Source organism: Shinella lacus (assembly GCF_010994755.1).
GTDB lineage: Bacteria > Pseudomonadota > Alphaproteobacteria > Rhizobiales > Rhizobiaceae > Shinella > Shinella lacus.
In genome coordinates this window covers 205,998-232,408 of sequence record NZ_WHSB02000001.1, presented here as the reverse complement: position 1 = coordinate 232,408, position 26,411 = coordinate 205,998, and the positions used below count along the sequence as shown (strand labels likewise).

Sequence of the window (26,411 nt, the reverse complement as noted above, 5' to 3'; positions counted from 1 at the left end):
CCCGATTGCCGCCCGCCCCGCCGGGCGCTCTTAATCGCGGCATGGAACAGAGCGAAACCACATTTCTGATCATCACCGCCGCCTTCTTCGTCGCCGGGCTCGTCAAGGGCGTCACGGGCATGGGCTTGCCCACGGTGGCGATGGGCATCCTCGGCGGGCTGCTGTCGCCGCTGACCGCCGCGGCCCTGCTGCTCATCCCCTCGCTGGTCACCAATGTCTGGCAGCTTCTGGCGGGCCGCCATCTCAAGGCGTTGCTGCTGCGCCTCTGGCCCATGCTGGCCGCGATCTCCCTCGGCACGCTGGCGGGCTCCGTCCTGCTTGCGAGCGGCGAGACCGACCGCACGACGGTGGCACTCGGGCTGACGCTGGCCGCCTATTCCGCCTACACACTGCTCGCCCGCCAGCATCGGGTGCCGCCCGGCTGGCAGGCCTGGGCTTCGCCGGTCGTGGGCCTGGCGACCGGCCTGTTCACCGGCGCGACGGGCGTCTTCGTCATTCCCGCCGTGCCCTATCTGCAGGCCCTGGGGCTGGAGCGCGACGAACTGGTGCAGGCGCTCGGTCTGTCGTTCACGGTCTCGACCATCGCGCTCGGTCTGGCGCTGTTCCTGCACGGAACGCTGCCGATGGCGGACCTGAAGGCCTCGATGCTCGCGATCGCGCCGGCGCTCGCCGGCATGTTCGCCGGCCAGGCGCTGCGCACGCGCATCAGCCCGTCGGCATTCCGGCGCGGCTTCCTTCTCTGCATGCTCGGCCTCGGCCTGGAGATGGCGCTGCGACCGCTGTTCTTTCCATGACCGCTTAGGTATGAACCCGGCCAAGGAAATCGCGCAGGAGCGGAACGACCTCGTCGAGATGCGTTTCGAGCAGCCAATGACCGCCATCGAGCAGGTGAAGCTCGGCTTCGGGCAGGTCGCGCAGATAGGCCCGCGCCGATTTTTCCGGCATGTAATGGTCATTCGGTCCCCACACGATCAGCGTCGGCGGCTGGTGGTCGTGGAGGTACTTTCGATGCTGGGGAAACCAGGTGCGGTTCTGCTTCAGCCCGGCGATGAGGTCGATGGCGATCTCTTTGCGCTTTGGAGTCATCAGCGACCAGTGCAGCGTCCAGAGGTCGGGCGGTATGCTGGCGGCAAGCTCCGGTCCCAGCGCGTTCAGGAATTCCTCCTTGAACGTTTCCTCTTTTATAGCCTGGGCTAGCGTCGCCCGCATGTCCGCGTGGGAGAGTGTCCAAGTCTTCTCGATATCCGCATATTTGGGGCCAAGTGCATCTTCATAGGGGATGTCGCCGTTCTGGATGATCAGGGCGACGATGCGGTCCGGTTGTCTGATCGCCAGCCTCGCGCCGATCGGCGACCCGAAATCGTGAAGGTAGAGGGCGAAGCGGTCGATGCCGAGCGTTTGCACGAACTGGTCGAGGAAAGCGGCGTATCCATCGAAACTATAATCGAAATCCTCCGGCGTGGAACTGTAGCCGGCGCCGGGATAATCCGGTGCGATCAGCCGCCAGCGATCCGCCAGCCGCGGCATGAGATTGCGGAACTCGTAGGAGGAGCAGGGGTAGCCGTGAGGGAGGAGGACGACAGGCGCATCCTCCCGTCCGGCCTCGCGATAAAAGGCATCGATGTTTCCGATCTTTCTGTGCCGGTGGCGCACAAGCGTATCCATGAGGGTCTTCCTCCGCGATGTTGAATACATGGAGGAAAGACGAGGGAACCCCCGGAACTGTTCCCACCACTCGCCGGTCCGCGGCCGGCACCCCGCCCTTGAAACCGCATATCCAGCGCTATCTACAGATGCGCCGGCACAAAATCCCCGCCGGCGGCGACCCGACCCTCAACGGCAGGACCCCTTCGTCGGTAAAGGCGAAGGCGGCACGATCCGGCCATTTTCAACCCGACAGGAGAACCGGCATGAGCGGCAACATCGCGGAAAACATGGAAGTCATCGGCGCCGACGGCGTGCATGTGGGCACGGTCGATCGCGTCGAGGCCAACCGCATCAAGCTGAAGAAGGCCGACAGTTTCGGCAAGCACGAGGGCCATCACCACTATATCGAACTGGGCTTCGTCGCCGATGTCGAGGGCGACAAGGTGCGCCTTTCGGCCAATGCGGACGTGGCCGTGACCTTGGAGGAAGAAGAATCCGGCCGTCCGGTCGATCTCTAGCCGAAGAATGGGGCCGGCTCGCCGGCCCTTTTGCTGCCCTCGGAATCTTGCTGGGAAGACCTGGATTTTCGATGGCACGGCGCAGCGAGACTCGCTACGTTCCGACAGACAGGTTCTGCCGAACGGATCGAGTATGAATGCAGTCTTGCCTTCCGTGGTTCCCCAGCCGGTCGCAGCGCGGCTGTCGCGCGCGGCCATCTTCCTCGTCGTAACGCTGACGCCCGGCCGCCCGGCGGAAACGGCAGCGCGCGCGCTGTGCGCCGATCTTTCCGGCCTGCTGCGCGCGGTCGGGTTTCGCGATCTCGAAGGCGGGCTTTCCTGCGTGCTCGGCATCGGCTCGGCGGCCTGGGACCGGCTCTTTGCCGCACCCCGCCCGAAGGACCTGCACCCCTTCCGCGAAATCCGTGGCCGCCACCATGCCGTCTCCACGCCCGGCGACCTCCTGTTCCATATCCGCGCCACGCGCATGGACCTCTGCTTCGAGCTCGCTACCCAGATCATGGCGCGGCTGGCTGGCCTGGTGTCCACGACCGACGAGGTGCACGGCTTCAGCTATTTCGACGACCGCGACCTGATCGGCTTCGTCGACGGCACGGAAAACCCGGTCGACCAGGCCGCGGTCGACGCGACGATCATCGGCGACGAGGATGCGGATTTTGCCGGCGGCAGCTATGTCATCGTGCAGAAATACCTGCATGACCTGCCCGCCTGGAACCGCCTGCCGGTCTCCGACCAGGAGAAGATCATCGGCCGCGAAAAGCTTTCCGACATCGAGCTCGACGATGCTGTCAAGCCGAGCTACGCGCACAATGCGCTGACGAGCATCGAGGAAAACGGTGAGCCGCTGGAAATCCTGCGCGACAACATGCCCTTCGGCGATGTCGGCAAGGGCGAGTTCGGCACCTATTTCATCGGCTATGCACGCTCGCCGCGCCGCATCGAGATGATGCTGGAAAACATGTTCATCGGCCGCCCGCCCGGCAATTACGACCGGCTGCTCGATTTCAGCCGCGCCGTGACCGGCACGCTGTTCTTCGTCCCCGCCGCGTCCTTCCTCGATGCGGTATCGCCCGATGTACCCGACACGACCGCCCCGGCGGACCAACCGCAGCCGAAGCGCCACGACGGCTCGCTCGGCATAGGCTCTCTCAGGAAAGAGGCTTCCCATGAATAACCTGCACCGCGACCTGGCCCCGATTTCCGAGGCCGCCTGGGCCGAGATCGAGGAAGAGGCCACGCGCACGCTGAAGCGGAACCTCGCTGCACGCCGCGTCGTCGATCTGGCCGGCCCCTCGGGGCTCGGGCTCTCCGCCGTCGGCACCGGCCGTGTCGCGCCCATCGCGCCGCCGGCCGAAGGCGTGCAATCGCTGCGGCGCGAGGTGAAGGCGCTGGTCGAGCTCCGGGTTCCCTTCACGCTGTCGCGCAGCGCCATCGACGACGTCGAGCGTGGTTCGCGCGATTCCGATTGGGAGCCGGTGAAGGAAGCCATGCGAAAAATAGCCTTCGCCGAGGATCGCGCGGTGTTCGACGGTTATGCCGCCGGCGATATCGAGGGTATCCGCCAGGCCGCGAGCAATCCCGCCATTCCGCTGCCGGCCAGCGCCAAGCGCTATTCCGATGCGGTGGCCCGCGCGGTTGGCCAGCTCCGGCTCGCGGGCGTCGAAGGGCCTTATGCGCTGGTGCTGGGGGCTGATGCCTATATGGCGGCAAGCGGTGGCAGTGACGATGGCTATCCGGTCTTCCACCATCTCGAACGGGTGGTGGACGGCGGCATCATCTGGGCACCGGCGATCGAGGGCGGCCTCATTCTGTCCTTACGCGGCGGTGATTTCGAGCTGACCGTCGGGCAGGATTTTTCCATCGGCTATCTCAGCCATTCCGCCACTACCGTCGATCTCTATGTGCAGGAAAGTTTCACCTTCCGCACGCTGACGACCGAGGCGGCCGTGGCGCTTTCGCCGGAATAACCGACGCCCGGATCACGAGAGGACATCGCATGGCGGCAAGAGGCGACCACCATATCGTCATCATCGGCGCGGGTTTTGGCGGGCTGGAGGCGGCGCGCAACCTGGCCAAGGGGGCGGTCCGCATCACCGTTATCGACCGGCGCAACCATCACCTGTTCCAGCCCTTGCTCTACCAGGCGGCAACGGCGTCGCTGGCGCTGTCGGAGATCGCCTGGCCGATCCGCTCGCTGCTGCGGGGCTACGACAATGTGACGACGCTGCTCGGCAGCGTCACCGGCGTGGATGCGGCGGGCAAGGCGGTGCTGCTGGAGGATGGGCGCGCCATCCCCTACGACACGCTGATCCTCGCCACCGGCGCGCGCCACGCCTATTTCGGCCATGACGAATGGGAGCCGCATGCGCCCGGCCTGAAGACACTGGAGGACGCGACGACAATCCGCCGTCGCATCCTTTCCGCCTTCGAGCGGGCGGAATGGCAGGACGATGCGGCCGAGCGCCGCCGCCTGCTGACCTTCGCCATCATCGGCGCCGGCCCGACCGGCGTGGAGCTTGCCGGCACCATCGCCGAGCTGGCGCACGAAACGCTGCGCCGCGATTTCCGCAACATCGACACGCGCGAGGCCCGCGTGGTGCTGGTCGAGGCGGGGCCGCGCATTCTCGCGGGCTTCACCGAGGATCTTTCGACCTATGCCGAACGGGCGCTGACGCGCCTCGGCGTCGAGGTGCGCACCGGCCATGCGGTGTCGCAATGCGATGCCGCCGGCATTACGCTCGGTGACGAGGTTCTGCCGGCCGCGACCATTCTCTGGGCGGCGGGCGTTGCCGCATCGCCGGCTGCCGAGTGGTTGCAGGTTCCCGCCGACCGGGCCGGGCGCGTGCTCGTCGCCCCCGACCTCAGCGTGCCCGGCTTCCCGGACATTTTCGCGGTCGGCGACACCGCCCATGTGCCGCTGGGCGAGGGCAAGATCGTTCCCGGCATCGCGCCTGCGGCAAAGCAGGAAGGGCGCTATGTGGCCGGCGTCATCAAGGCCCGGCTCGATGGCAAGCCCGTGCCAAAACCCTTCACCTATCGCAACGACGGCAATCTGGCGACGATCGGCAAGCGGGCCGCCATCGTCGATCTCGGCTGGATCAAGCTGAAGGGCCGGCTTGCCTGGTGGACCTGGGGCATCGCCCATGTCTACTTCCTGATCGGCCTGCGCAACCGGCTGACCGTCGCGCTGAGCTGGCTGTGGATTTACTCGACCGGCCAGCGCAGCGCCCGCCTGATCACGCAGGCAAGCGCCGAGGATGGCCGCAGCGGCTAATCCGTTTTATCGGAAAGGTGAAGCAAATGGCGGAAAGAATTGTCAAAATGCCGGGTCCGGATCACCCGATCTCCATCGAGCGCATCCCTGCACGCGTCGTCGTGCGTGCGGCTGGCCAGGTCATCGGCAGCTCGCAAAGGGCGCTGCGCCTGCGCGAAGCGACATATCCAGCGGTCGTCTACATGCCCCGGCCGGACATGGACATGACGCTGCTCGAACGGACGGAGCATAAGAGCTATTGCCCTTACAAGGGTGAGGCGAGCTATTTCAGCATTCCGCTCAGCGGCGGCACCAATGCGGCCTGGAGCTACGAAACACCATATCCGTCCGTCGCGGAAATCGAGGGCCACATCGCCTTCTACGCCGACCGGGTGGAAATCGACGAGGTGCAGGACATCGAGGAATGAGGCGTGCGGTCCAGCGTTCTGGCCCGGCGCCGGCATCGCTTGACTTTGCTTGGGCTTGCATGATCGAACAGTAGGGATTGCTCAACAAGCGCGGGCGAGGGGGATTGAAAAGCATGGTGGCCGCATTCCGTCAGCTTCTGCGGTGCAAGGCGATCCTTGTCGCGATGGCCCTGCTCTTTGCCGGTCCGGCGCTTGCACAGGACGTTGCGGCGCCGCCCGTCGACAAGCTGCGCGAGATTTCGCGCCTGCTTTCCGATCCCGCCGTCGCCACCTGGCTCAACAGTGCCGAGACCGGCCCGGGCAAGGCCGAGGATATCGCTCCTGCCGGCTCCGAATCCATGATGATGGAGACGGGTTACGTCGCCGAAAAGCTTGGCATGATCCAGAACCGGATCGACACCGCCATGCAGGGCAGCATGGAGCTTGGCCCCGGCGCGCACACTGCCATGACGCGGCTTGAGGCCGAAGTCACCAGCCGCGGTCCGCTGCGCCTGTTCTTCCAGCTGCTTCTCGTGCCCGTCCTCGCCATCGGCTTCGAGCGATTGTTCAACCGATTGTCGGCCCGGCACTGGCGCCGCCAGGCGGCGGAGCCGCAGGTCGATCCGGTGGGCGTGGTGCCGATAGGGCTGCACGCCTGCGGGCAGGCCATCTGCTTTGCCGTCGGCGCGCTGCTGCCGCTCGCCATCGTCGCCTGGCCGCCGCTGTTGCAGCGCACCGCGCTTATCCTGGCGATCGCCGCCATCATCGTCCGCTTCGGCGGCCTCATCGGCGCCTATATCGTCTGGCTGATCGAGCAGCCGACCGATCGCGCGGCTGAAAAGTCACCGGCCGAGGCTGTCGTGGTGCCGGAGGGCACGGTGGCCGTGGAAGCGGCGCCCGTCCTCGTTTCCGAACCGGTCGTGGACACGGTGGCAGCCGATGATCTCCAGTCCTCGGCAAACATCACGCCAGAACGGGTTCGCTACTGGCTCTCGCGGTTTCTGCGCGCCCTGCGCTTTTTCGTCATCGGCTGGATCGTGCTGGAAATGATGCGGGTGTTCGGCTTTTCCAAAGGCTCGATGCTGCTCGTGATGTTCGCCTTCGATTTCGGCCTCTTCGCCATCGCCATCGAAGCGATCTGGTCGCGTCCGCGCCGCCTTGAGCAAACGGACACCGCGCGCAAGATATGGTCGTGGCTCGCAACCGTGGCGGTGATCCTGCTGCTGGTCGTGTGGCTCGCGGGGCTGCACCTGCTCTTTGCGGCGGGCGTGGTAGCACTCCTCCTGCCGCCACTCTTGCGGCTGACGACGGCGGTCGTTGCCCGCCTCCATGGCGGCACCGAGACCAGGCGTCCCACCAGCATGCATTTCGTGATCGGCGAACGCGGCATGCGCGCCATCGTCATCATCCTGTCCGCCTGGTGGATCGCCGCCGTCGCGGGCGTCGACGCCGCCGGCATGATGGGGGCCGGCGACACGCTGGTCAGCCGCGTCGCCCATGCCGCCACCCAGGCGATCGCCGTGCTGCTGATCGCCGATATCGCCTGGCAGTTCCTGAAGGCCGAGATCGCCGTGCGCATGGCCGACAATCCGGCGGATCGCCGCCTCACCGACGATGAGCGCGGCCGCAACGCCCGCATCCGCACGTTGCTGCCGATCCTGCGCAACATCCTCGCCATCACGCTCGCCGCCGTCGCCGTCATGATGGTGCTGACCAGCTTGGGCGTGGATATCGGCCCGCTGATCGCCGGTGCCGGCGTTGCCGGCGTCGCCATCGGCTTCGGCGCGCAGACCATCGTCAAGGACCTGATCTCGGGCATCTTCTACCTGTGGGACGATGCCTTCCGCATCGGCGAATATATCGAGACCGGCAAATACAAGGGCGTGGTCGAAAGCTTCTCGCTGCGCTCGGTCAAGCTGCGCCACCACCGCGGCCCGCTCACCACGGTGCCCTTCGGCGAGCTCGGCGCGGTGCAGAACATGAGCCGCGACTGGTCGGTCATCAAGTTCAACCTCTCCGTGACCTACGACACGGATCTCGAAAAGCTGCGCAAGGTCATCAAGCGCATCGGCACGGAGACGGCGGAAAAGCCCGAATACAAGGATATCCTGCTCGAACCACTGAAGATGAAGGGCGTGTCCGATTTCGGCGAATATGCCATCGTCGTGCGCGTCGGCTTCACCACCAAGCCGGGCGAGCAATTCATGATCCGCCGCGAGATCATGAACCGCATCAAACTCGATTTCAAAGCCAACGGCATCCAGTTCGCCTCTCCGACCGTGCATGTCGGTGGCGGCAGCGGCGACGCCCAGGCCGACGCGGCAGCCGCTGAAGCCCACTATCGCCAGCGCCAGCAAGCGCAGACCGCCGCAAACGAGGCGGCGGCGGGCTGAGCGGGCCTCCTGCGACCGGTTTCAGACCGCCCGCAACGGCACGGACGCGTCCGAACGGACCACGGATTCCGCGGCCTCGATGATGGCGTCGGTGTCGATGCCGAAATGGGCGTAGAGGTCGGCAATCGTGCCGGTCTGGCCGAAATGTTCGACGCCGAGCGAGATCGTGCGGTGGCCCTCCACGGAGCCCAGCCAGCCGAGCGTCGCCGGATGGCCGTCCGTGGCCGTGATGAGGCTTGCGGGGCGCGGCACGGCGGAAAGCAGCGTCTCGATATGGCTGCGGGCGCCGAAATCGCCGTGGCGACGGGCGCGTTGCGCGGCCGTCCAGCCGGCATTCAGCCGGTCGGCGGAGGTGACCGCGAGCACGGCGATATCGCCATGCGCTTCGGCGAGCCGCCCGGCCGCCATCAGCACTTCCGGCGCAATGCAGCCTTGATAGGCGAGCACGATGCGGGTGCGGGCCGATGGCGGGCGCAGCCAATAGGCGCCGTCGATCACGCCCTGGCGGAAGGCAGGGTCCTCGCGCCTGAGCGCGATCTGCTCCAGCGGCCGCGTCGTCAGGCGCAGGTAGACCGAGCCGCCGGTCTCGTCGCGCAGCCACGTGCGCGTGTCGTGCCAGCCGTCGCCCTCGCGCTGCATATAATCGAAGGACCAGTCCATGATGACCGACAGTTCGTCGAGATAGGCGGGCTCGAAGCTCGCCAGCCCATCCTGGCTTATGCCGATCAACTGCGAGCCGATCGACTGGTGCGCCCCACCCTCCGGCGCCAGCGTCACGCCCGAAGGCGTGCCGACGATCATGAAGCGGGCATCCTGGTAGCAGGCATAGTTCAGCGCATCAAGGCCGCGCGCCACGAAGGGATCATAGACCGTGCCGATCGGCAGCAGCCGCTCGCCGAATAGCGAATGCGACAGGCCGGCGGCTCCCAGCAGCAGGAACAGGTTCATTTCCGCGATGCCGAGTTCGATATGCTGGCCGGCGGGACCGAACTCCCATTTCTGCGCCGAAGGCACGCGCTCGTCGCGGAACGTATCCGCCAGCTTCTCGCGGGCGAAAAGGCCGCGGCGGTTGACCCAGGGGCCGAGATTGGTCGAGACGGTAACATCCGGCGCCGTGGTGACGATGCGCGCCGACAGGGCATCGTTGCGCTGGGCGAGCGCATCGAGGATCTTGCCGAAGCCGGCCTGCGTCGACAGTTCCCGGTCGTCGAGGAAGACCGGGCCGGACGAGGGCAGTGCGGGTGACGTGAAGCGCCGCGTGCCTTCCGCAAAGAAGGGCACGGTCTTCAGAAGCTCGCGCACCGGCTCGGGCGAGGGGATCGCGCCGAACATCTGCCATTCCGCGCCGGGTTTCACGCCGATGCGGCTCTGGAAGGTTTCCATCTGTGCCTTGGTCATCAGGCCGGCATGGTTGTCCTTGTGGCCGGCGAGCGGCGTGCCCCAGCCCTTGATCGTATAGGCGAGGAAGACCGTCGGGCGGTCGTGGTCGATGCTTTCGAAGGTGCGGATCAGCGTTTCCAGGCAATGGCCGCCAAGATTGTTCATGAGGTCGGAAAGCTGGTCGTCGTTGCGCGCCGCCAGCAGCGCGGCCACACCGGGCTTAGTGCCGATCTCGTCGGTCAGCCGCTTGCGCCAGGCGGCACCGCCCTGGAAGGTCAGCGCTGAATAGAGCTGGTTCGGACATTGGTCGATCCAGCCGCGCAAGGAAACGCCGCCCGGCTCCTCGAACGCTGCCTCTTGAAGCGCGCCGTATTTCAGCACCTTCACATCCCAGCCGAAGGCGGTGAAGATGCCCTCGATGCGCTGCCACAGCCCTTCGCGCACGACGCCGTCGAGGCTCTGGCGGTTGTAGTCGATCACCCACCAGGTGTTGCGCAGGTCGTGTTTCCAGCCTTCCTGCAGGCATTCGTAGATATTGCCCTCGTCGAGTTCCGCATCGCCGACCAGCGCGATCATCCGGCCCGCCGGGCACTCCGACCATTGTTTGGCGGCGATGTAGTCCTGCACGATCGAGGCGAAGGCGGTAATCGCGACGCCGAGGCCGACGGAGCCGGTGGAGAAATCCACGTCGTCGATATCTTTGGTGCGGCTCGGATAGGATTGCGCGCCGCCGAAACCGCGGAAATTCTCAAGCTTTTCCCGGGTCTGGTTGCCCATCAGGTACTGGATGGCGTGAAAAACGGGCGAGGCGTGCGGCTTGACCGCCACGCGGTCCTCCGGCCGGAGCACATGAAAATAGAGCGCCGTCATGATCGCGGCGAGCGAGGCCGACGAGGCCTGATGCCCGCCGACCTTCACCTCGCCCTTTTCGCGCAGGTGATTGGCATTGTGGATCATCCAGCAGGCATGCCACAGGACCTGTCTTTCCAGGTCCTTCAGGCAGGCCAGCCGTGCTGGCGTCAGGGCCGGCGCATTCATCGTCATCTCTCTCCCGTGATCTCCCAATTGACCGGAATGCTACACCGGAATTTCGGAGAAAAGTGATCTCAGTTGACCGCGTGAAGAGAAATTGCGAAAGGTTTATCCGATAATTCCTCCGTCATCGGTCAATTATGCCCCCCTCGAAACCCGCGCTCGATTCCGCTTCCATCCGCATCCTCGACCTGTTGCAGCAGAATGCCGAGATGAGCATTTCGGAGCTGGCGGAGGCGACGGGGCTTTCGGCGTCGCCCTGCTGGCGGCGCGTCAACGATCTCAAGGAAAGCGGCGTCATCAAGGGCTCGGTGGCGCTGGTCGATGCGCAGGCGCTGGGGCTCGCGGTCAATGTCTTCGTGCAGGTCTCGCTGAAGCAGCAGGACCGGGAATCGCTCGACGTCTTCAACGCCGCGATCCGCACCAAGCCCGAGATCGTCGAATGTTACCTGATGACCGGAGAGGCGGACTACATGCTGCGGGTGGTCGTCGAGGACCTGATGAAGTTCCAGGCGCTGGTGGTCGATTTTCTTACCCGCATTCCCGGCGTTGCCAATATCCGCTCCAGCTTCGCGCTCGGCCAGATCAAATATACGACGGCGCTGCCGACCGGCCATCTGAAGGCCGGCCGCGGGGCGTGAGGGCGGGGGCGGTCATGCCTTGGCGGAAATGGCGCTCAGTTCTTCGAGGTCGAGGTCGCGTTCCAGTTCGTGCAGCGTCTCGTCGTCGATCTCGCCGGCCCGGTGGAGGCGGATGAGTTCGCGGCGGCCGGTGGCGACGGCTTCGAGCACCAGGTCGAAATGGGCATGGAGAACCGGCGTGTAGTCTTCCGTGCGCTCGGCATAGTCGACGATCGATGTCGCCCTGCGCTGGTAGCGCTCCAGCAATTGCGGGTGGACGAGATTGCCGTCTCCATCGTATGCCCGGCTTCGTACGACCACGAACTGTGCCTGCGCCATGGCAGCTTCGGTCTGGCTCATGGTGAGCCGTGGCTTTTCCGAGGCCGGCTCGCTGAGCTTCGCCCAGGCGATCACCTTGCCCAGGGTCGTGCCCTGGATCAGCACGGTTCCGAGGATGACGGCGAAGGATGTGACGAGGATGAAATCGCGGCCCGGAAAGCCTTCCGGCACGGAGAGCGCCAGCGCCAGCGTGACCACGCCGCGCACACCCGCCCAGCCGAGCACGGTGGAGCCGCGGGCGCCGAGCGGCGTATAGCGATCGATCCCCAGCATGTTGCACAGCCTGATCACATAGTCGGAGCCGAACACCCAGGCGAAGCGCGCGAGCGTCAGCGCGATGAGGATGACGAGGATCGGCAATCCCATTGTGGCGACCACGACGTCGATGCCGCCGCCGCGCTCCACGACGCCACGCAGCGAGAGGCCGATCAGGATGAAGACCGCGGCCTCCATCAGGAAGACCAGCACGGTCCAGAAGGAGGTGCCGCGCATGCGGGTGGCGGCGGAAAAGACGGTGTGCTGGTGCCAGCCGGCGATGAGGCCGGTGGTCACGGTGGCGATGACGCCCGAGACGTGGAAGAATTCGCCGAGCAGGTAGGATGTCCAGGAGAGCAGCGCCGTGGCGGCGATGATCAGGTAGTCGTCTTCAAGGCGGCGCACGAGCAGCACCCAGACCGTGCCGATGGCGATGCCGACCAGCGCACCGCCGATTGCCAGAACGAAGAAGCTTCCGACCGCATCCACCGTGCTGAAGGCGCCGGTGACGGCGGCGGCGATGGTGAAGCGGAAGAGCACGAGGCCGCTCGCATCGTTGAACAGGCTTTCGCCTTCGAGCAGGATCTGCAGGCGCCGCGGCAGTTTCACCTGCTGCAGCACGGCGCGGGCGGAGACCGCATCGGGCGGCGAGACGATGGCGCCGAGCGCCGCGCAGGCGGCCCAGGGCAGCGAGGGGAACAGCAGATGGGTGACCACGGCCACGACGACACAGGTGAAGACCACGGCACCGACGGCGAGCGAGGCGATGCCGATCATGTGGCGGCGCAGGCGGCCGAGCGCGATGAACCAGGCACCGTCCATCAGCAGCGGCGGCAGGAAGATGATGAGAACCAGCTCCGGATCGACTTCGATGGTGGGCAGGCCCGGCGCGAAGGCCAGCAACGCACCGCCCGCGAGCAGCGCCACGGAAGGCGGCAGCCCGAGCCGGTGGGCCGCATAGTGCAGCACGATGATCGCCAGGAACATCCCGATCACGAGTTCGAACAAATGTGTAGGATCCATGCGCTTCTGTCCCGAACGGCTTTATTACCGTCGGCTTCATTACAAAGCGCATTCCGCCGAAAGGCAATTGCCCTCCGGCGGAAAATCCCGTGTCGCCAATGGCATGGCCCCTAACGCCGCAGTGCATCAATCCGAAAGCGTGGTCGCGGCCTTCTCGATCAGGTCGGCGACCGCTGCCGGTTGTGACATGAAGACGGCATGGCTCGCCTTCACCTCGACCGGCTCGCTGCCGGCGCGCTTGGCCATGTCGCGCATCAGGTCGGGGTGGATGGCGCGGTCGTCGGTTGCGATCAGCGCCCAGCTCTTGCGGCTCTTCCAGGCCGGCGCCGTGATTTTGGTCTCGAACGCCGCCTTGGCGGGGTAGACCTGGGAGTGGGCCATGAAGCGGGCCTCGTCCGCCGGGATATCGGCCGCGAAATCGGCGGCGAAGGCGGCCGGGTCGAGGAAGAGATAATCGTCCTTCGTCGCCATGATGGCCTTGGTCGCGGCCGGCGTTTTGCCGGCGAGGTCGAGCAGGGTTTCGCCCGCATCCGGCTGGAACGCCGCGACATAGACGAGGCCCGCGACATTGTCCGCGGTGCCTGCTTCGGTGACGATCATGCCGCCATAGCTATGGCCGACGAGCACCGACGGCCCGTCCTGCTGGTCAAGGATACGCTTCGTCGCGGCGACGTCGTCTTCCAGCGAGGTCATCGGCGGCTGGACGACGGTGACCTTGAAGCCCTTGGCCGTCAGCCGGTCGAATACCTTGCGCCAGCCGGAACCATCGGCAAGCGCGCCATGCACGATCACGACGTTCCTAACGGGTTCCGCAAACGCCTGCCCGACAGGGCCGAGCGCAATGCTTGCCAGGGCGGCGAGCAGAATGGATGTCTTGCGCATTTCAAAAGTCCTTTCCTTGGGTTGGTGGGATCGTCCCCTGGGGGTGGCGTCTTGCCTCAAGGAAGCGACGCTTCTCGTTTTGGAAGACGAACGCCACCGCTAGCTGCCGTGGCGGCAGCGCCGGGCCGTTCGTCTTCAATGGGGTTTTTGGATCGAGCCGGCGGTCAGCCGTCCTTGTAGTAGTAGCTGTAGCCGTTCAGCGCCGGGGCGCCGCCGAGATGGGCGTAGAGCACTTTGGAGCCCTCGGGGAAGAAGCCTTTCTGCGCGAGGTCGATCATGCCCTGCATGGATTTGCCCTCGTAGACCGGGTCGGTGATCATCGCCTCGGTGCGGGCGGCAAGCCGGATCGCCGCATTGGTCTCTTCCGACGGCACGCCATAGGCCGGATAGGCATAATCGGGGTTGATGACGATCTCGTCCTCGCGGATCGCCCGGCCGAGGCCAACCAGTTCGGCCGTTGCATCGACGATGCCGCGCACTTGCGCGCGGGTCTGGTCGAGCGTGCCGGAGGCATCGATGCCGATTACCCGATCGGCACGGTCCTGCGCGGCGAAGCCGACGATCATGCCGCCCTGGGTCGATCCGGTGACGACGCAGACGACAATGTAATCGAAGGTGAAGCCGAGTTCCTTCTCCTGCGCCGCGACCTCCTCGGCGAAGCCGACATAGCCGAGCGCGCCGTATTTGTGCACCGAGGCGCCGGCGGGGATCGGGTAGGGCTTGCCGCCGGCATCCTTCACCGACTGGATGGCGTCTTCCCAGCTCTTGCGGATGCCGATGTCGAAACCGTCGTCGACCAGCCGGCTGTCCGCCCCCATCAGCCGCGTCATCAGGATATTGCCGACGCGGTCGTAGACGGCATCGTAATGCGGCACCCATTTTTCCTGGATGACCACGCATTTCATGCCGATCTTCGCAGCCGTGGCGGCCACCATGCGCGTGTGGTTCGATTGCACACCGCCGATCGAGACCAGCGTATCGGCACCCGAGGCGATGGCGTCCGGCACGATATATTCGAGCTTCCTCAGCTTGTTGCCGCCCATGGCGAGGCCGGAATTGCAATCATCCCGCTTGGCGTAGATCTGAACCTTGCCGCCGATTGCGGCCGACAACCGCGGCAGATGCTCGATCGGCGTCGGGCCGAAGGTGAGCGGGTAGCGTTCGAATTTTTCGAGCAGTGACATTGTGTCCTCCGTTCCGATTTTGCCAAGGAAAGATGGCAGAAACCGTGTGGAAGGTGCTCTCTATTTTTGTGGCCGTTTTTCCAAAGAACCGATAGATTTGTGCACTGGTGATTTAATTTTTCGGATTGAGTGGTGAAAAATGAAAGATTCTTCCGAAGAGGGTTTTGACAGGATTGACCTGAAGATCCTGCGCGCCCTGCAATCCGAGGGCCGGCTTTCCAATGCCGATCTCGCCGAGCGCGTGAATGCCAGTCCGGCCACTTGCCACAGGCGCACGCAGAGGCTTTTCGACGAGGGTTACATCACCGGTGTGCGGGCCGAAGTGGCGCCGGCCGCGGTCGGTCTCGGCGCGCTTGTCATGGTCGGCGTGGTGCTCGACCGGTCGACGCCCGAGAGTTTTGCCGCCTTCGAGGGCGCGGTGATGGCGATGAAGGAAGTGCTCGACTGCAACCTGGTTGCCGGCGATTTCGATTATCTCTTGAAAATCCGCGTGCGCGACATGGCGGATTTCAACAAGCTGCATGGCCAGAAGCTGATCGCGCTGCCCGGCGTGCGCCAGACGCGCACCTTCTTCGTCATGAAGGAAGTGAAGGAGAATGCTCGTCTGCCGTTTTGATAGGAATTGACTATCAAGCCATCGTGACAGTCGCCTTGATCCCCGCCCTGCTGTCGATAATACATGAGTCATGACAACGACTTTTATCGGCAAGAAATCCTCCGCAGCCGGTGGCTGGGGAGCGTTGAAGAGTTGCGGCAAAAGGCTTCTGGAGAGCGGCATGCCGATCTCCGGCGCGCGCACCCTGCTGAAGGCTAACCAGCCGGACGGTTTTGATTGCCCGGGCTGCGCCTGGGGCGATCCCGAACACGGCTCCTCCTTCGAATTCTGCGAAAACGGCGTGAAGGCCGTCGCCTGGGAAGCGACGGAAAAACGCGCTTCGCCGGCCTTCTTCGCCGCCCATACCGTTTCGGAACTGCGCCGGCTGACGGATTACGAGCTGGAGCTCAACGGCCGCCTGACGCACCCGATGCGCTACGACGCGGCGAGCGATCGTTATCTGCCGGTCGCCTGGGAGGATGCCTTCGCCGAAATCGGCGGCATCCTGAAAGGTCTCGACAATCCCGACCGTGCGGAATTCTACACGTCCGGCCGCGCCAGCAACGAGGCGGCCTATCTTTACCAGCTGTTCGTGCGCGCCTACGGCACCAACAATTTCCCGGACTGCTCGAACATGTGCCACGAGGCGAGCGGCGTCGGGCTGCGCCAGGCGATCGGCGTCGGCAAGGGAACGGTACTGCTCGAAGATTTCGAGGCGGCGGATGCGGTCTTCGTGATCGGCCAGAACCCCGGCACCAACCATCCGCGCATGCTGGGCGACCTGCGCCGGGCCGCCATGCGCGGCGCCCGCATCGTCGTCTTCAATCCCATCCGCGAGCGCGGCCTGGAGCGCTTCTCCGATCCGCAGGACAAGATCGAGATGCTGCGCGGCGGCGCGACGGATATTGCCAGCCATTATTTCCAGCCGCAGCTCGGCGGAGACATGGCGGCCGTGCGCGGCATGGCGAAGGTGGTGTTCGCCGCCGAGGACGCGGCGGTGGCCGCCGGCCTGCCGAGCGTGCTCGACCACGCCTTCCTGGCTGAACATTGCGCCGGTCTTGCCGAGTATCGCGCCGCCGTAGAGGCGACGGGCTGGGCCGAGATCGAGGACCAGTCCGGCCTGACGCGCGCCGAGATCGAGCGCGCCGCCGAGGTCTACATCAAGGCCGAGCGCGTCATCTGCACCTGGGCGATGGGGGTGACGCAGCACCTGCATTCCGTCGCGACGATCCGCGAGATCGCCAACTTCATGTTCCTGCGCGGCAATATCGGCCGGCCCGGCGCCGGCCTCTGCCCGGTGCGCGGCCATTCCAACGTGCAGGGCGATCGCACCGTCGGCATCAACGAGAAGCCCTCGCAAGCCTTCCTCGACGCGCTGGAAAAACATTTCGGCTTCGCAGTGCCGCGCAAGCACGGGCACAACGTGCTCTCGGCGATCGGCGCCATGCTGGACGGCTCGGCAAAGGCCTTCATCGGCCTCGGCGGCAATTTCGCCCGCGCCACGCCGGATAGCGCGCTCGTCGAAAAGGCGCTGAGCAGCCTCAAGCTGACGGTGCATGTCGCCACCAAGCCGAACCATTCGCATCTGATGCCGGGCGAGGTCTCCTTCATCCTGCCCTGCCTCGGCCGCACCGAGATGGACCTCAACGCCGCGGGCAATTCGCAGCTCATCAGCGTCGAGGATTCGATGAGCATGGTGCATGGCTCGGCCGGCATCAACCGTCCGGCCTCGCCGCATCTCAAGTCCGAAGTCGCCATCATTGCCGGCATTGCGCGGGCGACGGTTGGCGAGGGCACCATCGACTGGACGGCGCTCGCCGAGGACTACGACCGCATCCGCGACGCCATCGAGGCGACCATTCCGGGCTTCGAGGATTTCAACAGGCGCCTGCGCAAGCCGCGCGGTTTCCACCTGCGCAACACGGCCGCGCACCGCGAATGGGATACGCCTGCGGCAAAGGCGACCTTCTTCTCCGGTCCGCTGCCGGCAGAGACCGTGCACCAGAAGGCGCGCAAGGGCGGCGGGCGTTTTGCGCTACAGACCTTCCGCTCGCACGACCAGTACAACACGACGGTCTATGGCCTCGACGACCGTTATCGCGGCGTCTATGGCGAACGCCAGGTCATCTTCATCCACCCGGAAGACCTGAAGGCCATGGGCGCGCAGGCGGGCGACCGCATCGACGTCGTCGGCGACCATGACGACGGGATCGCGCGCATCGCGCCCGATTTCCGCTTCGTGCCCTACGATATCCCGCGCGGCAGCATCGCCGGCTATTATCCGGAACTCAACGTGCTGGTGCCGCTCGCCAGCGCGGGCGAGGAAAGCGACACGCCGACCTCCAAGTCGATCATGGTGACCTTCCGCAAGCGCGAGGCGGCGTGACCGGCACGGTGCCGGATGCCGAGCAGTTCCTGACGCTCGTCGCCCGGCTGCAAGCGGAGGAGCCGCGGCTGAGCGCGATCCAGGCGGGACTTCTTGCCGCCGCGTCGCTCGGCATCGCGCATGACAGCCGCACCTTCGCCCGCCATCTCGGGCTCGCCCATGCGCTCGTGCTGCGGGAGTTGAATGCGCTTGCCGAACGCGGCGACCGGCTTTCCATCGAGACGCGCGACGCCCGCACGATGCGCACGCATTACATCCTGCCCGGAAAAACCTGACGGCAGCGCGCCGGTTGACAAAAGCGCCAGTGCTGGCTTGTGTGGCGGTCCCGCGTCATGACCGTCAGGATTTTCCATGAACCTTTCCGAATATTGCAGCCATGACGCGACTGGACTTGCCGATCTGGTGAAGCGCCGGGAGATTTCCGCCCGCGAACTGACCGCGCTCGCCCGCGCGGCGCATGAAAAGGTCGATCCCGAAATCAATGCGGTCGTCGAGTTCTACGCTGATGCGGAAGACGTGACCGGCCCGGACGAGGGCGTCTTCGCCGGCGTGCCGTTCCTGCGCAAGGATATCGGCTCCAAGGAGGCCGGGCGCCTTCAGGAATGCGGCAGCCGGCTGATGAAGGGCAATGTCGCGACCTTCGACAGCTACTACACCACCCGCGCCAAGGCGGCCGGCCTGCGCCTCATCGGCCGCAGCGCCGTGCCGGAATTCGCCTTTGCCGGCTTCACCGAGACCCTGCTGGAAGGCGTCACGGGCAATCCCTGGAATCTCACCCGCTCGGCGGGCGGCTCCTCCGGCGGTGCGGCCTCGGCGGTCGCTGCCGGCGTCGTGCCGATCGCGCACGCGTCCGATGGCGGCGGCTCGATCCGCATTCCGGCCGGCTGGTGCGGCCTGGTCGGGCTCAATCCCTCGCGCGGCCGCGTTTCCGGCGGCCCCGACGGTCAGGATTCGCTCTTCGGCCTCGCCCGCGAATTCGTCGTCTGCCGCACGGTGCGCGACATGGCGGCGGCGCTCGACGTGTTTTCCGGCCCGGAGCCGGGCGATCCCTTCATCATCCGCGAGCCGGAGCGTCCCTATGTCGAGGAGCTGAACCGGCCGACCGGCAAGCTGCGCGTCGGCCTCGCGCGCACCGCCTGGGGCAGGGTGCCGATTGCGCCAGACGTGCTGGCCGTGCTCGACGAAACGGCAGCCCTTCTCGCCGAGATGGGCCACGAGATCGAGGAAATCGGCGCGCCCGCAGACCCGCAGGATATCATGGTCGGCGTCATGGGCGGCTTCAATCTCGGCCTTGCCGAAATGCCGGACTTCGCCCGCCTGCTCGGCAAGCCGCTCGATGCTACGACGCTGGAGCCGGTGATCCTGAAACTGATGGAGCAGACGCTCGCCATGTCGCCGGCGGCGATCGTCAACGTCTTCGAGGTCCTGCGCAAAATCCGCCATGACGTGGCCGTCGCCACGCAGCGCTTCGATATCCTGCTGACCCCGACGACGCCGGTCACGGCACCGGAACACGGCCTGTTCTCGACGACGCGCGAGGACCTGACGGCGCAGGCGTTTTCCGAGGGCGATACGACGCTCTTCACCTTCCTCGGCACCTTCAACGCCACCGGCCAGCCCTCCGTCAGCCTGCCGCTCGGCCTCGACCGCACCGGCATGCCGATCGGCATCCAGGTCGTCGGCCGTTTTGCGGACGAGGCGACCCTGGTGCGCGTCGCCTGCGACCTTGAGCTGGCCCGCCCGTGGAGCGCGCTGCGGGCGCCGGTTCATGCCGGCAGCTAGCGGGAGGTTTTAGCGTGAGCAAACCGCGCTACCGGGACATCGCCCGCCAGGCCGGGGTGGGGACCGCGACGGTGGAGCGGGTGCTCAACGGGCGAGGGGGCGTGCGGCCCGAACTGGTCGAGAAGGTGGTCGCCGCCGCGCGCAGCCTCAACTATCCGCGCACGCTTCCCGAAGCACACCGCGGCCTGCTGCGCATCGACGTGCTGATGGTGCGCCCCGAGACGACCTTCTATCGCCGCCTCTCCAAGGCGTTCGAACGGATCGCCGCGACGCTCGATCCGCTCGTGGTGGTGCATCGGCGGTTTGCGGAGGAGATGAACCCGCAGGAGATCGCCCGGCACATCCTGTCCACGGACGTGCCGCGCGCAGGCCTTATCCTTGCGGTTCCAAACAGCCCGCTGATCCGGGCGGCGGTGGAAACAGTCGTCCGGCAGGGCGTGCCGGTCGTCCATGTCGTGACCCGTGCTTCCGAGGACAAGGTCGACTTCGTCGGCATCGACAACTACGCCGCGGGGCGCACGGCCGCCCATTTCATCGCCCGCATGGCGCGGACGGAAGGCCCGGTCGTCGCGCTGTGCCATCCGATCTATCAGGTCCACCATGACCGTATCCGCGGCTTTTCCGAATATTTTCGCGACCATCCCGGTGCGATCAGTTTCGACTGGCTCGGCTTCACCCGCGACGAAGAACATTTCAGCGCGGAAACGCTCGCGATGGCGCTCGGCATGTTTCCGAACCTCGTCGGTCTCTACAATGCCGGCGGCGCGAACTCGGCCTTGATCGACGTGCTGCGGCGCCATGGTCGCGGCAAGGACATTCTGTTCATCGGCCACGAACTGACCGACTACACCCGCGCGGCCCTGCGCGACGGCATCATGGATGTGGTGCTCGACCAGGCGCCGGAGGCGCAGGCGCAGCGTGCGCTCGACCTCATCCTGCGTCGCGTCGGTCTCACCGAGGTTGAGCCGGACCGCAATCCCATCCGCTTCATCACCATTACCGCCGAGAGTCTTTGATCTGTTTTGATCAACTAAGCCTTCGGTGTTTGAACGGCCTCCTGCTACTTTTGCGGTCGGGAGGAGAGGCGGCGTTTCAGGAAAAGGCCGCGCGTCTCCCATCGGAAAGGTCTGCCGAAGGAGAGCGTTATGGACGACTTAAAATATGGCACGCGCAACAAGCGGGGGGACTGGGCGCCGCATGAGCCTGTCGAAACCGCACCGCTCTTCACCTTTCCGCCGCGGCTGCTGGCGGTCCTGAAGTGGCTGCCGCACTATTTCTTCCCGTGGAATGCGATCTTCGCGGCCTCCGCCGTCGCTTACTGGGCCTGGGTCATCCCGCCGGTGGAGACGATGGCGACGCTGAGCGCCGGCTGGATCGCCTGGCTCTATGCCGTCAACGCTGTCTGCGTGGCGCTTTTCTATGGCGCCTTCGAGGTTCACCTTTATGTGCTGAAGCGGCAGGAGAACCGCTTCAAGTACAACGGCAAATTCCCCGCAGATCAGAAGAACAAGGCTTTCTGGTTCGAAAGCCAGAACCTCGACAATATCCTGCGCACCTTCCTTTCCGGCGTCACCATCTGGACCGCCATCGAGGTCGCGATGCTCTGGGCCTATGCCAATGGTTATGCGCCCTGGCTGAGCTTCACCGAAAACCCGTGGACGCTTGCCCTCGTCGCCCTCGTGGTGCCGATCATCCACGAGTTCCACTTCTTCTGCATCCATCGGCTCATCCACACGCCGTTCCTCTACAAATGGGTGCATTCGGTCCACCACAATTCGGTCAACCCGTCGCCCTGGTCCTCGCTGTCGATGCATCCGGTCGAGCATTTTCTCTATCTCGGCACGGCCTTCTACCACCTGGTCCTGCCGTCGAACCCGATCCTCATGCTCTACCAGTTGCACTATGCCGGCTTCGGCGCGATCCCCGGCCATGTCGGCTTCGACAAGGTGGAGGTCGGCGAGGACAAGCTGGTCGATAGCCACGCCTATGCGCATTACCTGCACCACAAATATTTCGAGGTGAACTACGGCGACGCGCTGATCCCGCTCGATAAGTGGTTCGGCACCTGGCACGACGGCTCGGCGGACGGCGAGGCGCGCATGCAGGAACGCTACCGCCGGCGCAAGGAAAAGCTCGCCGCCCGCAAGGCCCGCACGCAAGTTCAGGGAGCAGCCGAATGACCTGGGTTCCCGCCTGCAAGCTCGACGACATCGAACAGGAAGGCGCCATTCGCTTCGACCATGGCGGCCGCACCTACGCGCTCTACCGCGGACCGGACGACAGCGTCTACTGCACCGCCGGCCTCTGCACCCACGAGGCGATCCATCTGGCGGACGGGCTGGTCATGGATTTCGAGGTGGAATGTCCCAAGCATTCCGGCGCCTTCGACTACCGCACCGGCGAGGCGCTCAGGCTCCCCGCTTGCGAGAACCTAAAGATCTATCCCGTCGAAGTGATCGACGGCGAGATCCGCGTGGCGCTCAGCTAGCGCCGCGCACATCAACCAGGCCCATCGGGCTTCCGGAATGTGATCGGGTGAACCGGCACCCATTGGGAGGATATGATGAAAACACTGTATCTGGCGGCCGTGCTGGCCGCCTTGACGGCAAGTGCTGCCTCGGCCGAGACGATCGGCATCTCAATGCAGAGCTTCGACAACAATTTCCAGACGCTGCTGCGCGAAGGGCTGAGCGCTAGGGCCTCCGAGGTCGCGGGCGTCAACGTCCAGGTCGAGGACGCGCAGACCGACATTTCCAAGCAGCTCAACCAGGTGAACAATTTCATTGCGGCAGGGGTGGATGCGATCGTCATGACGCTGACGGACACGTCGGCTGCCCCGGGTGTCAGCGAAGCGGCGGCGAAGGCCGGCATTCCGCTCGTGTACCTCAATCTGGAACCCGAAAACGTCGACAAGCTGCCGGAAAAGCAGGCCTATGTCGGATCCAAGGAAACCGACGCCGGGCGCCTGGCTGGCGAGGCGGCCTGTTCGCTGCTCCAGGAGAAGGGCAAGGCGGGCGCGGCGCAGGTCTACATCCTGATGGGCGATCTCGCCCATCAGGCCTCGCGCGATCGCACCTCCTCGTTCAAGGACGCGCTGGCGGCGGGCGACTGCAAGGGCGTCACGATCGCCGACGAGCAGTCCGCCGCCTGGACGCGCACCAATGCCATGGACATGACGACGAACTGGATCACCGCCGGCCAGCCGATCGACGTGGTCTTCGCCAACAATGACGAAATGGCGATCGGCGCGATCCAGGCGCTGAAAGCGTCCGGCCTGTCGATGGACGATGTCATCGTCATCGGCATCGATGCGACGCAAGATGGCCTTGCCGCCATGGCCGCCGGCGATCTCGACGCGACCGTGTTCCAGAATGCCAAGGGCCAATCGGCAAGCGCCATGGATACAGCCGTGGCGCTTGCGCGCGGCGAACCGGTCGAAAAGCAAGTCATGGTGCCTTTCGAGCTCGTGACGCCGAAGAACATGGCCGAATACGCCAGCAAGAACTAATGCTCCGGCCGGCGCGCTTCTGGTTCGCGCCGGTCTCATTTTCCAGGGAGACGACATGCAGGGTATCGTCATCATCGGTGCGGGCGAGGCCGGCACCCGCGCGGCCTTTGCCGCCCGCGAGGCGCGCTTTTCGGGTGCTATCACGCTGGTCGGCGCGGAGCCGCATTCGCCCTACGAGCGCCCACCGCTCTCCAAGCCGCTGGACGGCGCGGTGCAGATGAAGCCGATCTGCGGGCTACCGGCGCTGGAGGCCACTGGCATCGACTATCATCAGGGCGTTTCTGCCTTGCGCATCGAGCCGGACGCCCGATCTGTAGTGCTCAGCGACGGGCGCACGCTGGCCTATGATAAACTGCTCCTCGCCACCGGCGCGCGGCCGAGACGCCTGGCATGCCCCGGCGCCGGGCGCGCGCTCGACTTCCGTACCTATGCGGATGCGGCGGCGATCTTTTCCAAGGCAGAGGCGGGCGGGCGAGTCGCAATTATCGGCGGCGGCTTGATCGGAATGGAGCTTGCCGCGGTGCTGCGCGGCAAAGGCGTCGCCGTCAGCATTATCGAAGCAGCGCCAAAGCCGCTCGGGCGGGCGGTTCCCGCGCGCTTTGCCGCGACGCTGCATGCCCGGCATATGGAGGAGGGCGTGCTGTTCTATCTCGGGCAAGGCGTGGCCGAGATCACTCCCGACGCCGTCCTGCTGGCCGATGACGCGTGCGTGCCCGCCGACATCGTTGTTGCCGCCGTCGGTGTCGTGCCTGATATGGCACTGGCCGAGGCCGCCGGACTTGCAACCGGCAACGGCATCCTCACCGATGCATTTCTGCGCACGAGCGACCCGCACATTTTCGCGGCCGGCGACTGCGCCGCCGTGTCTCAGCCCGATGGCGGCCAAGTCCGCTTCGAGAGTTGGCGCAACGCGCGCAGCCAGGCCGAGACGGCCGCGCGCAACATGGCGGGTGCCAACGAGGCCTTTGCTGCGACGCCCTGGTTCTGGTCCGACCAATACGATCTCTGCTTGCAGGTGGCAGGCCTGCCGCTGCCGGGGCATCAAAGTATCGTGCGCACGCTTGGCGACGGCGAACTGGAGTTCTATCTTGACGGCGGGCGCCTCGTCGCCGCAGCAGGTCTTGGTGTCGGCAACGGTATCGCCAGGGATATCAAACTGGCGGAAATGCTGATCGCCGCCGGCGTCGCCCCCGATCCGGCCGCGCTGATGGACCCGGGCGTCAACCTCAAAACGCTCCTCAAGAGCGCACGGGCCGCGTGATGCAAAAGCTGCTTGTCTTTCAATCGCTCTGGGCAATGGAGCGCCGGAACACCGACGGCCAGGAGCGCAGCCTCGCGGAAAACATCGCGATGATTGCGGCGGCGGGGTTCGATGGCGTCAGCGCGCATTATACCAATCGCCGGGACGTGGCGGGTCTCGACGAAACCCTGCGCGGCACCGGGCTGAAGATCGAAGGCGTCTGTTTCCCGCGCACCATCGACGACCTGCGCTTGCCGCTCGAACTGGCGACCGAATTCCCGGTCAGCCATATCAACCTGCAACCCGATGTGCGGCTGCGCCGTATCGAGGATTGCCTGCCGCTGCTCGATGGCTGGATGCGGCTTGCCGAGGATGCGGGCATTCCCGTCTTCATCGAGACGCATCGCGATCGCATGACCACGGATCTCTTCTTCACACTCGACCTGCTGGAGCGCCGTCCAGACCTGCCGCTCCTCGCCGACCTCTCACATTTCCTCGTCGGTCGGGAGTTCGCCTTTCCGGTCGACGCTGAAAACCACGCGCTGATTCAGCGCATCCTGCGCAATGCAAAAGCCTTCCACGGCCGCGTCGCTTCGCGTGAACAGGTGCAGATCGAGATCACCTTTCCGCACCATCGCCCCTGGGTCGATCTCTTCCTGCAATGGTGGGACGACGGTTTTCGCGCGTGGCGATCGCGTGCCGCTGACGATGCCGAACTGGTCTTCACCTGCGAACTCGGCCCCAAGCCCTATGCCATCACCGGACGTGACGGCAACGACACGACGGACAGATGGGCGGAGGCCTTGCTCCTGCGCCGGATGGTGCGGGGTCTCTGGGCCGCGATCGACCGGTAGCCTCTGCCGCAGCCGACCTCCTCGGGTTGCGGTCGAAAGAAGAGAGGTGGTTCCCGGCCACCTCTCTTCGTTGGCTTTTGTCATGTATATGTTAAGTGATTTTAACCATAGATTGTAACTGACTGTGCCAGCTATGGCATCGGCCGCCGGATTCCGGTAAAGATTAATGAACGATTAGCAGACGGAAATTCTGCCGATTTTCTTGTCGGCATTTGAAACAAAGTGAATCCAGAAAAGGTACAGATCAGTTCTATTTCTGGATTACCGAAATGTAATCTTTGGAGAGTTTTCATTATTCGGAGAATAGTGTAGATGACCAAGGGCATGTTCTAACTTACTTTAAAAGGTGTATCGTTGTGTCCTATTTCAGCCGTAAGATAAGGGCTGCGTTTCCCTGGTTGCAGGATGCAAAGGCCGTAAAGGAGTTGCTCATGCAGAGTGATTCCCGCGTCTTTACCTGCGCCTGCTGCGGAAACAGCCAGAAGTTTCGCCTCGCGGGTTACCCGCCGCGCCTCAATGCGATGTGCCCGACCTGCGGCTCGCTTGAGCGCCACCGGCAGTTCACGCTTCTCCTGAACGACCGCCCCGACCTGACGAAGGGCAAGTCAATCCTGCATTTCGCGCCCGAGCCGACGCTTCGCAAGGGTATCGAGACGGTGGCCGCCTCCTATATCGGCGCCGACATCGACCCGAACCGCGGCGACCGGGAAATGAACATCGAAGCCATCGACCTGCCGGCCGACAGCATCGAGCTGGTGATCTGCAACCATGTCATGGAGCATGTCGACGACACCAAAGCGCTCGCCGAGCTGCACCGGATACTGGTGACCGGCGGTGTGGCGCTGCTGACGGTCCCGCTCGTCGAGGGCTGGCCGACGACCTATGAAAATCCATCGATCACCGATCCGGCGGAACGGCTCCTTCACTTTGGGCAGTCGGATCATGTGCGCTATTACGGCCGCGACTTCCGGGATCGCGTGATGGCGGCCGGCTTCGACCTCGAAGAATTCGTGGCCCAGGAACCCTATGTCGGCCAGTATGGCCTTTTGCCCGGCGAGACGATCTTCATCGCAACCAAGCGATAAAAGCCTTTCGGCACACTTTGGCCGGCGG

General features: G+C 65.0%; 24 protein-coding genes. 19 read left to right on the top strand and 5 right to left on the bottom strand.

Translation table 11 applies throughout. The features are described 5' to 3' along the window. Positions 1-41 precede the first annotated feature (41 nt). The gene (locus tag GB927_RS01035; protein ID WP_256114643.1) at positions 42-794 is read left to right on the top strand and encodes a sulfite exporter TauE/SafE family protein; all 753 of its coding nucleotides are present in this window, start codon (positions 42-44) and stop codon (positions 792-794) included. A 4-nt stretch (positions 795-798) separates the two neighbouring features. On the opposite strand, the gene GB927_RS01030 is transcribed toward GB927_RS01035, so the two are convergent. After that, on the bottom strand, positions 799-1,665 hold the full coding sequence (locus GB927_RS01030) for an alpha/beta fold hydrolase (protein WP_256114642.1): 867 nt from the start codon (positions 1,663-1,665) through the stop codon (positions 799-801). 245 nt (positions 1,666-1,910) lie between these two features. Between GB927_RS01030 and GB927_RS01025 the strand changes: the two genes are divergently transcribed. The 6 genes from GB927_RS01025 (at position 1,911) to GB927_RS01000 (ending at position 8,218) form a co-directional block, all read left to right on the top strand. After that, positions 1,911-2,165 (top strand): DUF2171 domain-containing protein, encoded by a 255-nt coding sequence (locus GB927_RS01025; RefSeq protein WP_256114641.1) that lies wholly within the window; start codon positions 1,911-1,913, stop codon positions 2,163-2,165. 133 nt (positions 2,166-2,298) lie between these two features. Then, positions 2,299-3,339: a Dyp-type peroxidase gene (locus GB927_RS01020; RefSeq protein WP_256114640.1), complete on the top strand. Its 1,041-nt coding sequence runs from the start codon at positions 2,299-2,301 to the stop codon at positions 3,337-3,339. Then, the gene (locus tag GB927_RS01015; RefSeq protein WP_256114639.1) at positions 3,332-4,132 is read left to right on the top strand and encodes a family 1 encapsulin nanocompartment shell protein; all 801 of its coding nucleotides are present in this window, start codon (positions 3,332-3,334) and stop codon (positions 4,130-4,132) included. Before GB927_RS01020 ends, GB927_RS01015 begins: the two co-directional genes overlap by 8 nt. A gap of 29 nt (positions 4,133-4,161) precedes the next feature. Then, on the top strand, positions 4,162-5,439 hold the full coding sequence (locus GB927_RS01010) for an NAD(P)/FAD-dependent oxidoreductase (RefSeq protein WP_256114637.1): 1,278 nt from the start codon (positions 4,162-4,164) through the stop codon (positions 5,437-5,439). Between the two features lie 26 nt (positions 5,440-5,465). Beyond that, positions 5,466-5,846, top strand: a complete 381-nt coding sequence (locus tag GB927_RS01005; RefSeq protein WP_256114636.1) for a DUF427 domain-containing protein — start codon at positions 5,466-5,468, stop codon at positions 5,844-5,846. 113 nt (positions 5,847-5,959) lie between these two features. Next, the gene (locus GB927_RS01000) at positions 5,960-8,218 is read left to right on the top strand and encodes a mechanosensitive ion channel family protein (protein WP_256114635.1); all 2,259 of its coding nucleotides are present in this window, start codon (positions 5,960-5,962) and stop codon (positions 8,216-8,218) included. Positions 8,219-8,239: 21 nt separating this feature from the next. Here the strand turns inward: GB927_RS01000 and GB927_RS00995 are convergent, their stop codons facing one another. Further along, the gene (locus GB927_RS00995) at positions 8,240-10,642 is read right to left on the bottom strand and encodes a thiamine pyrophosphate-binding protein (protein WP_256114634.1); all 2,403 of its coding nucleotides are present in this window, start codon (positions 10,640-10,642) and stop codon (positions 8,240-8,242) included. Between the two features lie 128 nt (positions 10,643-10,770). On the opposite strand from GB927_RS00995, the gene GB927_RS00990 reads away from it, so the two are divergent. Beyond that, the gene (locus tag GB927_RS00990; protein ID WP_256114633.1) at positions 10,771-11,271 is read left to right on the top strand and encodes an Lrp/AsnC family transcriptional regulator; all 501 of its coding nucleotides are present in this window, start codon (positions 10,771-10,773) and stop codon (positions 11,269-11,271) included. 12 nt (positions 11,272-11,283) lie between these two features. Here the strand turns inward: GB927_RS00990 and GB927_RS00985 are convergent, their stop codons facing one another. From GB927_RS00985 to GB927_RS00975, 3 genes are all read right to left on the bottom strand, one after another. Continuing rightward, complete coding sequence (locus GB927_RS00985) at positions 11,284-12,867, bottom strand: Na+/H+ antiporter (RefSeq protein WP_256114632.1); 1,584 nt, start codon at positions 12,865-12,867, stop codon at positions 11,284-11,286. Positions 12,868-12,993: 126 nt separating this feature from the next. Further along, positions 12,994-13,749, bottom strand: a complete 756-nt coding sequence (locus GB927_RS00980) for an alpha/beta fold hydrolase (protein ID WP_256114631.1) — start codon at positions 13,747-13,749, stop codon at positions 12,994-12,996. Positions 13,750-13,913: 164 nt separating this feature from the next. Beyond that, the gene (locus tag GB927_RS00975) at positions 13,914-14,933 is read right to left on the bottom strand and encodes a 1-aminocyclopropane-1-carboxylate deaminase (protein ID WP_256114629.1); all 1,020 of its coding nucleotides are present in this window, start codon (positions 14,931-14,933) and stop codon (positions 13,914-13,916) included. 139 nt (positions 14,934-15,072) lie between these two features. On the opposite strand from GB927_RS00975, the gene GB927_RS00970 reads away from it, so the two are divergent. From GB927_RS00970 to GB927_RS00920, 11 genes are all read left to right on the top strand, one after another. Then, complete coding sequence (locus tag GB927_RS00970) at positions 15,073-15,549, top strand: Lrp/AsnC family transcriptional regulator (protein WP_256114628.1); 477 nt, start codon at positions 15,073-15,075, stop codon at positions 15,547-15,549. A gap of 70 nt (positions 15,550-15,619) precedes the next feature. Next, entirely contained in the window at positions 15,620-17,914 is a 2,295-nt protein-coding gene (locus GB927_RS00965; RefSeq protein ID WP_256114627.1) for an FdhF/YdeP family oxidoreductase, read from the top strand. After that, complete coding sequence (locus tag GB927_RS00960) at positions 17,911-18,189, top strand: hypothetical protein (RefSeq protein ID WP_256114626.1); 279 nt, start codon at positions 17,911-17,913, stop codon at positions 18,187-18,189. Before GB927_RS00965 ends, GB927_RS00960 begins: the two co-directional genes overlap by 4 nt. A gap of 76 nt (positions 18,190-18,265) precedes the next feature. Beyond that, positions 18,266-19,696, top strand: a complete 1,431-nt coding sequence (locus tag GB927_RS00955) for an amidase (RefSeq protein ID WP_256114624.1) — start codon at positions 18,266-18,268, stop codon at positions 19,694-19,696. Positions 19,697-19,710: 14 nt separating this feature from the next. Continuing rightward, positions 19,711-20,712, top strand: coding sequence for a LacI family DNA-binding transcriptional regulator (locus GB927_RS00950; protein WP_256114623.1), 1,002 nt, complete (start codon positions 19,711-19,713; stop codon positions 20,710-20,712). Positions 20,713-20,841: 129 nt separating this feature from the next. After that, positions 20,842-21,876 carry a sterol desaturase family protein gene (locus GB927_RS00945; RefSeq protein ID WP_256114622.1) on the top strand — a complete coding sequence of 345 codons (1,035 nt, stop codon included), beginning with the start codon at positions 20,842-20,844 and terminating at the stop codon, positions 21,874-21,876. Continuing rightward, positions 21,873-22,184 (top strand): MocE family 2Fe-2S type ferredoxin, encoded by a 312-nt coding sequence (locus GB927_RS00940; protein WP_256114621.1) that lies wholly within the window; start codon positions 21,873-21,875, stop codon positions 22,182-22,184. The genes GB927_RS00945 and GB927_RS00940 overlap by 4 nt, the downstream gene beginning before the upstream one ends. 75 nt (positions 22,185-22,259) lie before the next feature. Next, positions 22,260-23,204 carry a substrate-binding domain-containing protein gene (locus GB927_RS00935; protein WP_256114620.1) on the top strand — a complete coding sequence of 315 codons (945 nt, stop codon included), beginning with the start codon at positions 22,260-22,262 and terminating at the stop codon, positions 23,202-23,204. Between the two features lie 55 nt (positions 23,205-23,259). Then, a complete protein-coding gene (locus tag GB927_RS00930; protein ID WP_256114619.1) occupies positions 23,260-24,465 on the top strand; it encodes an NAD(P)/FAD-dependent oxidoreductase in 1,206 nt (401 codons plus the stop codon). Continuing rightward, positions 24,462-25,298, top strand: coding sequence for a sugar phosphate isomerase/epimerase family protein (locus tag GB927_RS00925; protein WP_256114618.1), 837 nt, complete (start codon positions 24,462-24,464; stop codon positions 25,296-25,298). Before GB927_RS00930 ends, GB927_RS00925 begins: the two co-directional genes overlap by 4 nt. A gap of 431 nt (positions 25,299-25,729) precedes the next feature. Then, a complete protein-coding gene (locus tag GB927_RS00920; protein ID WP_256114617.1) occupies positions 25,730-26,383 on the top strand; it encodes a methyltransferase domain-containing protein in 654 nt (217 codons plus the stop codon). The last annotated feature ends 28 nt before the right edge of the window (positions 26,384-26,411 follow it).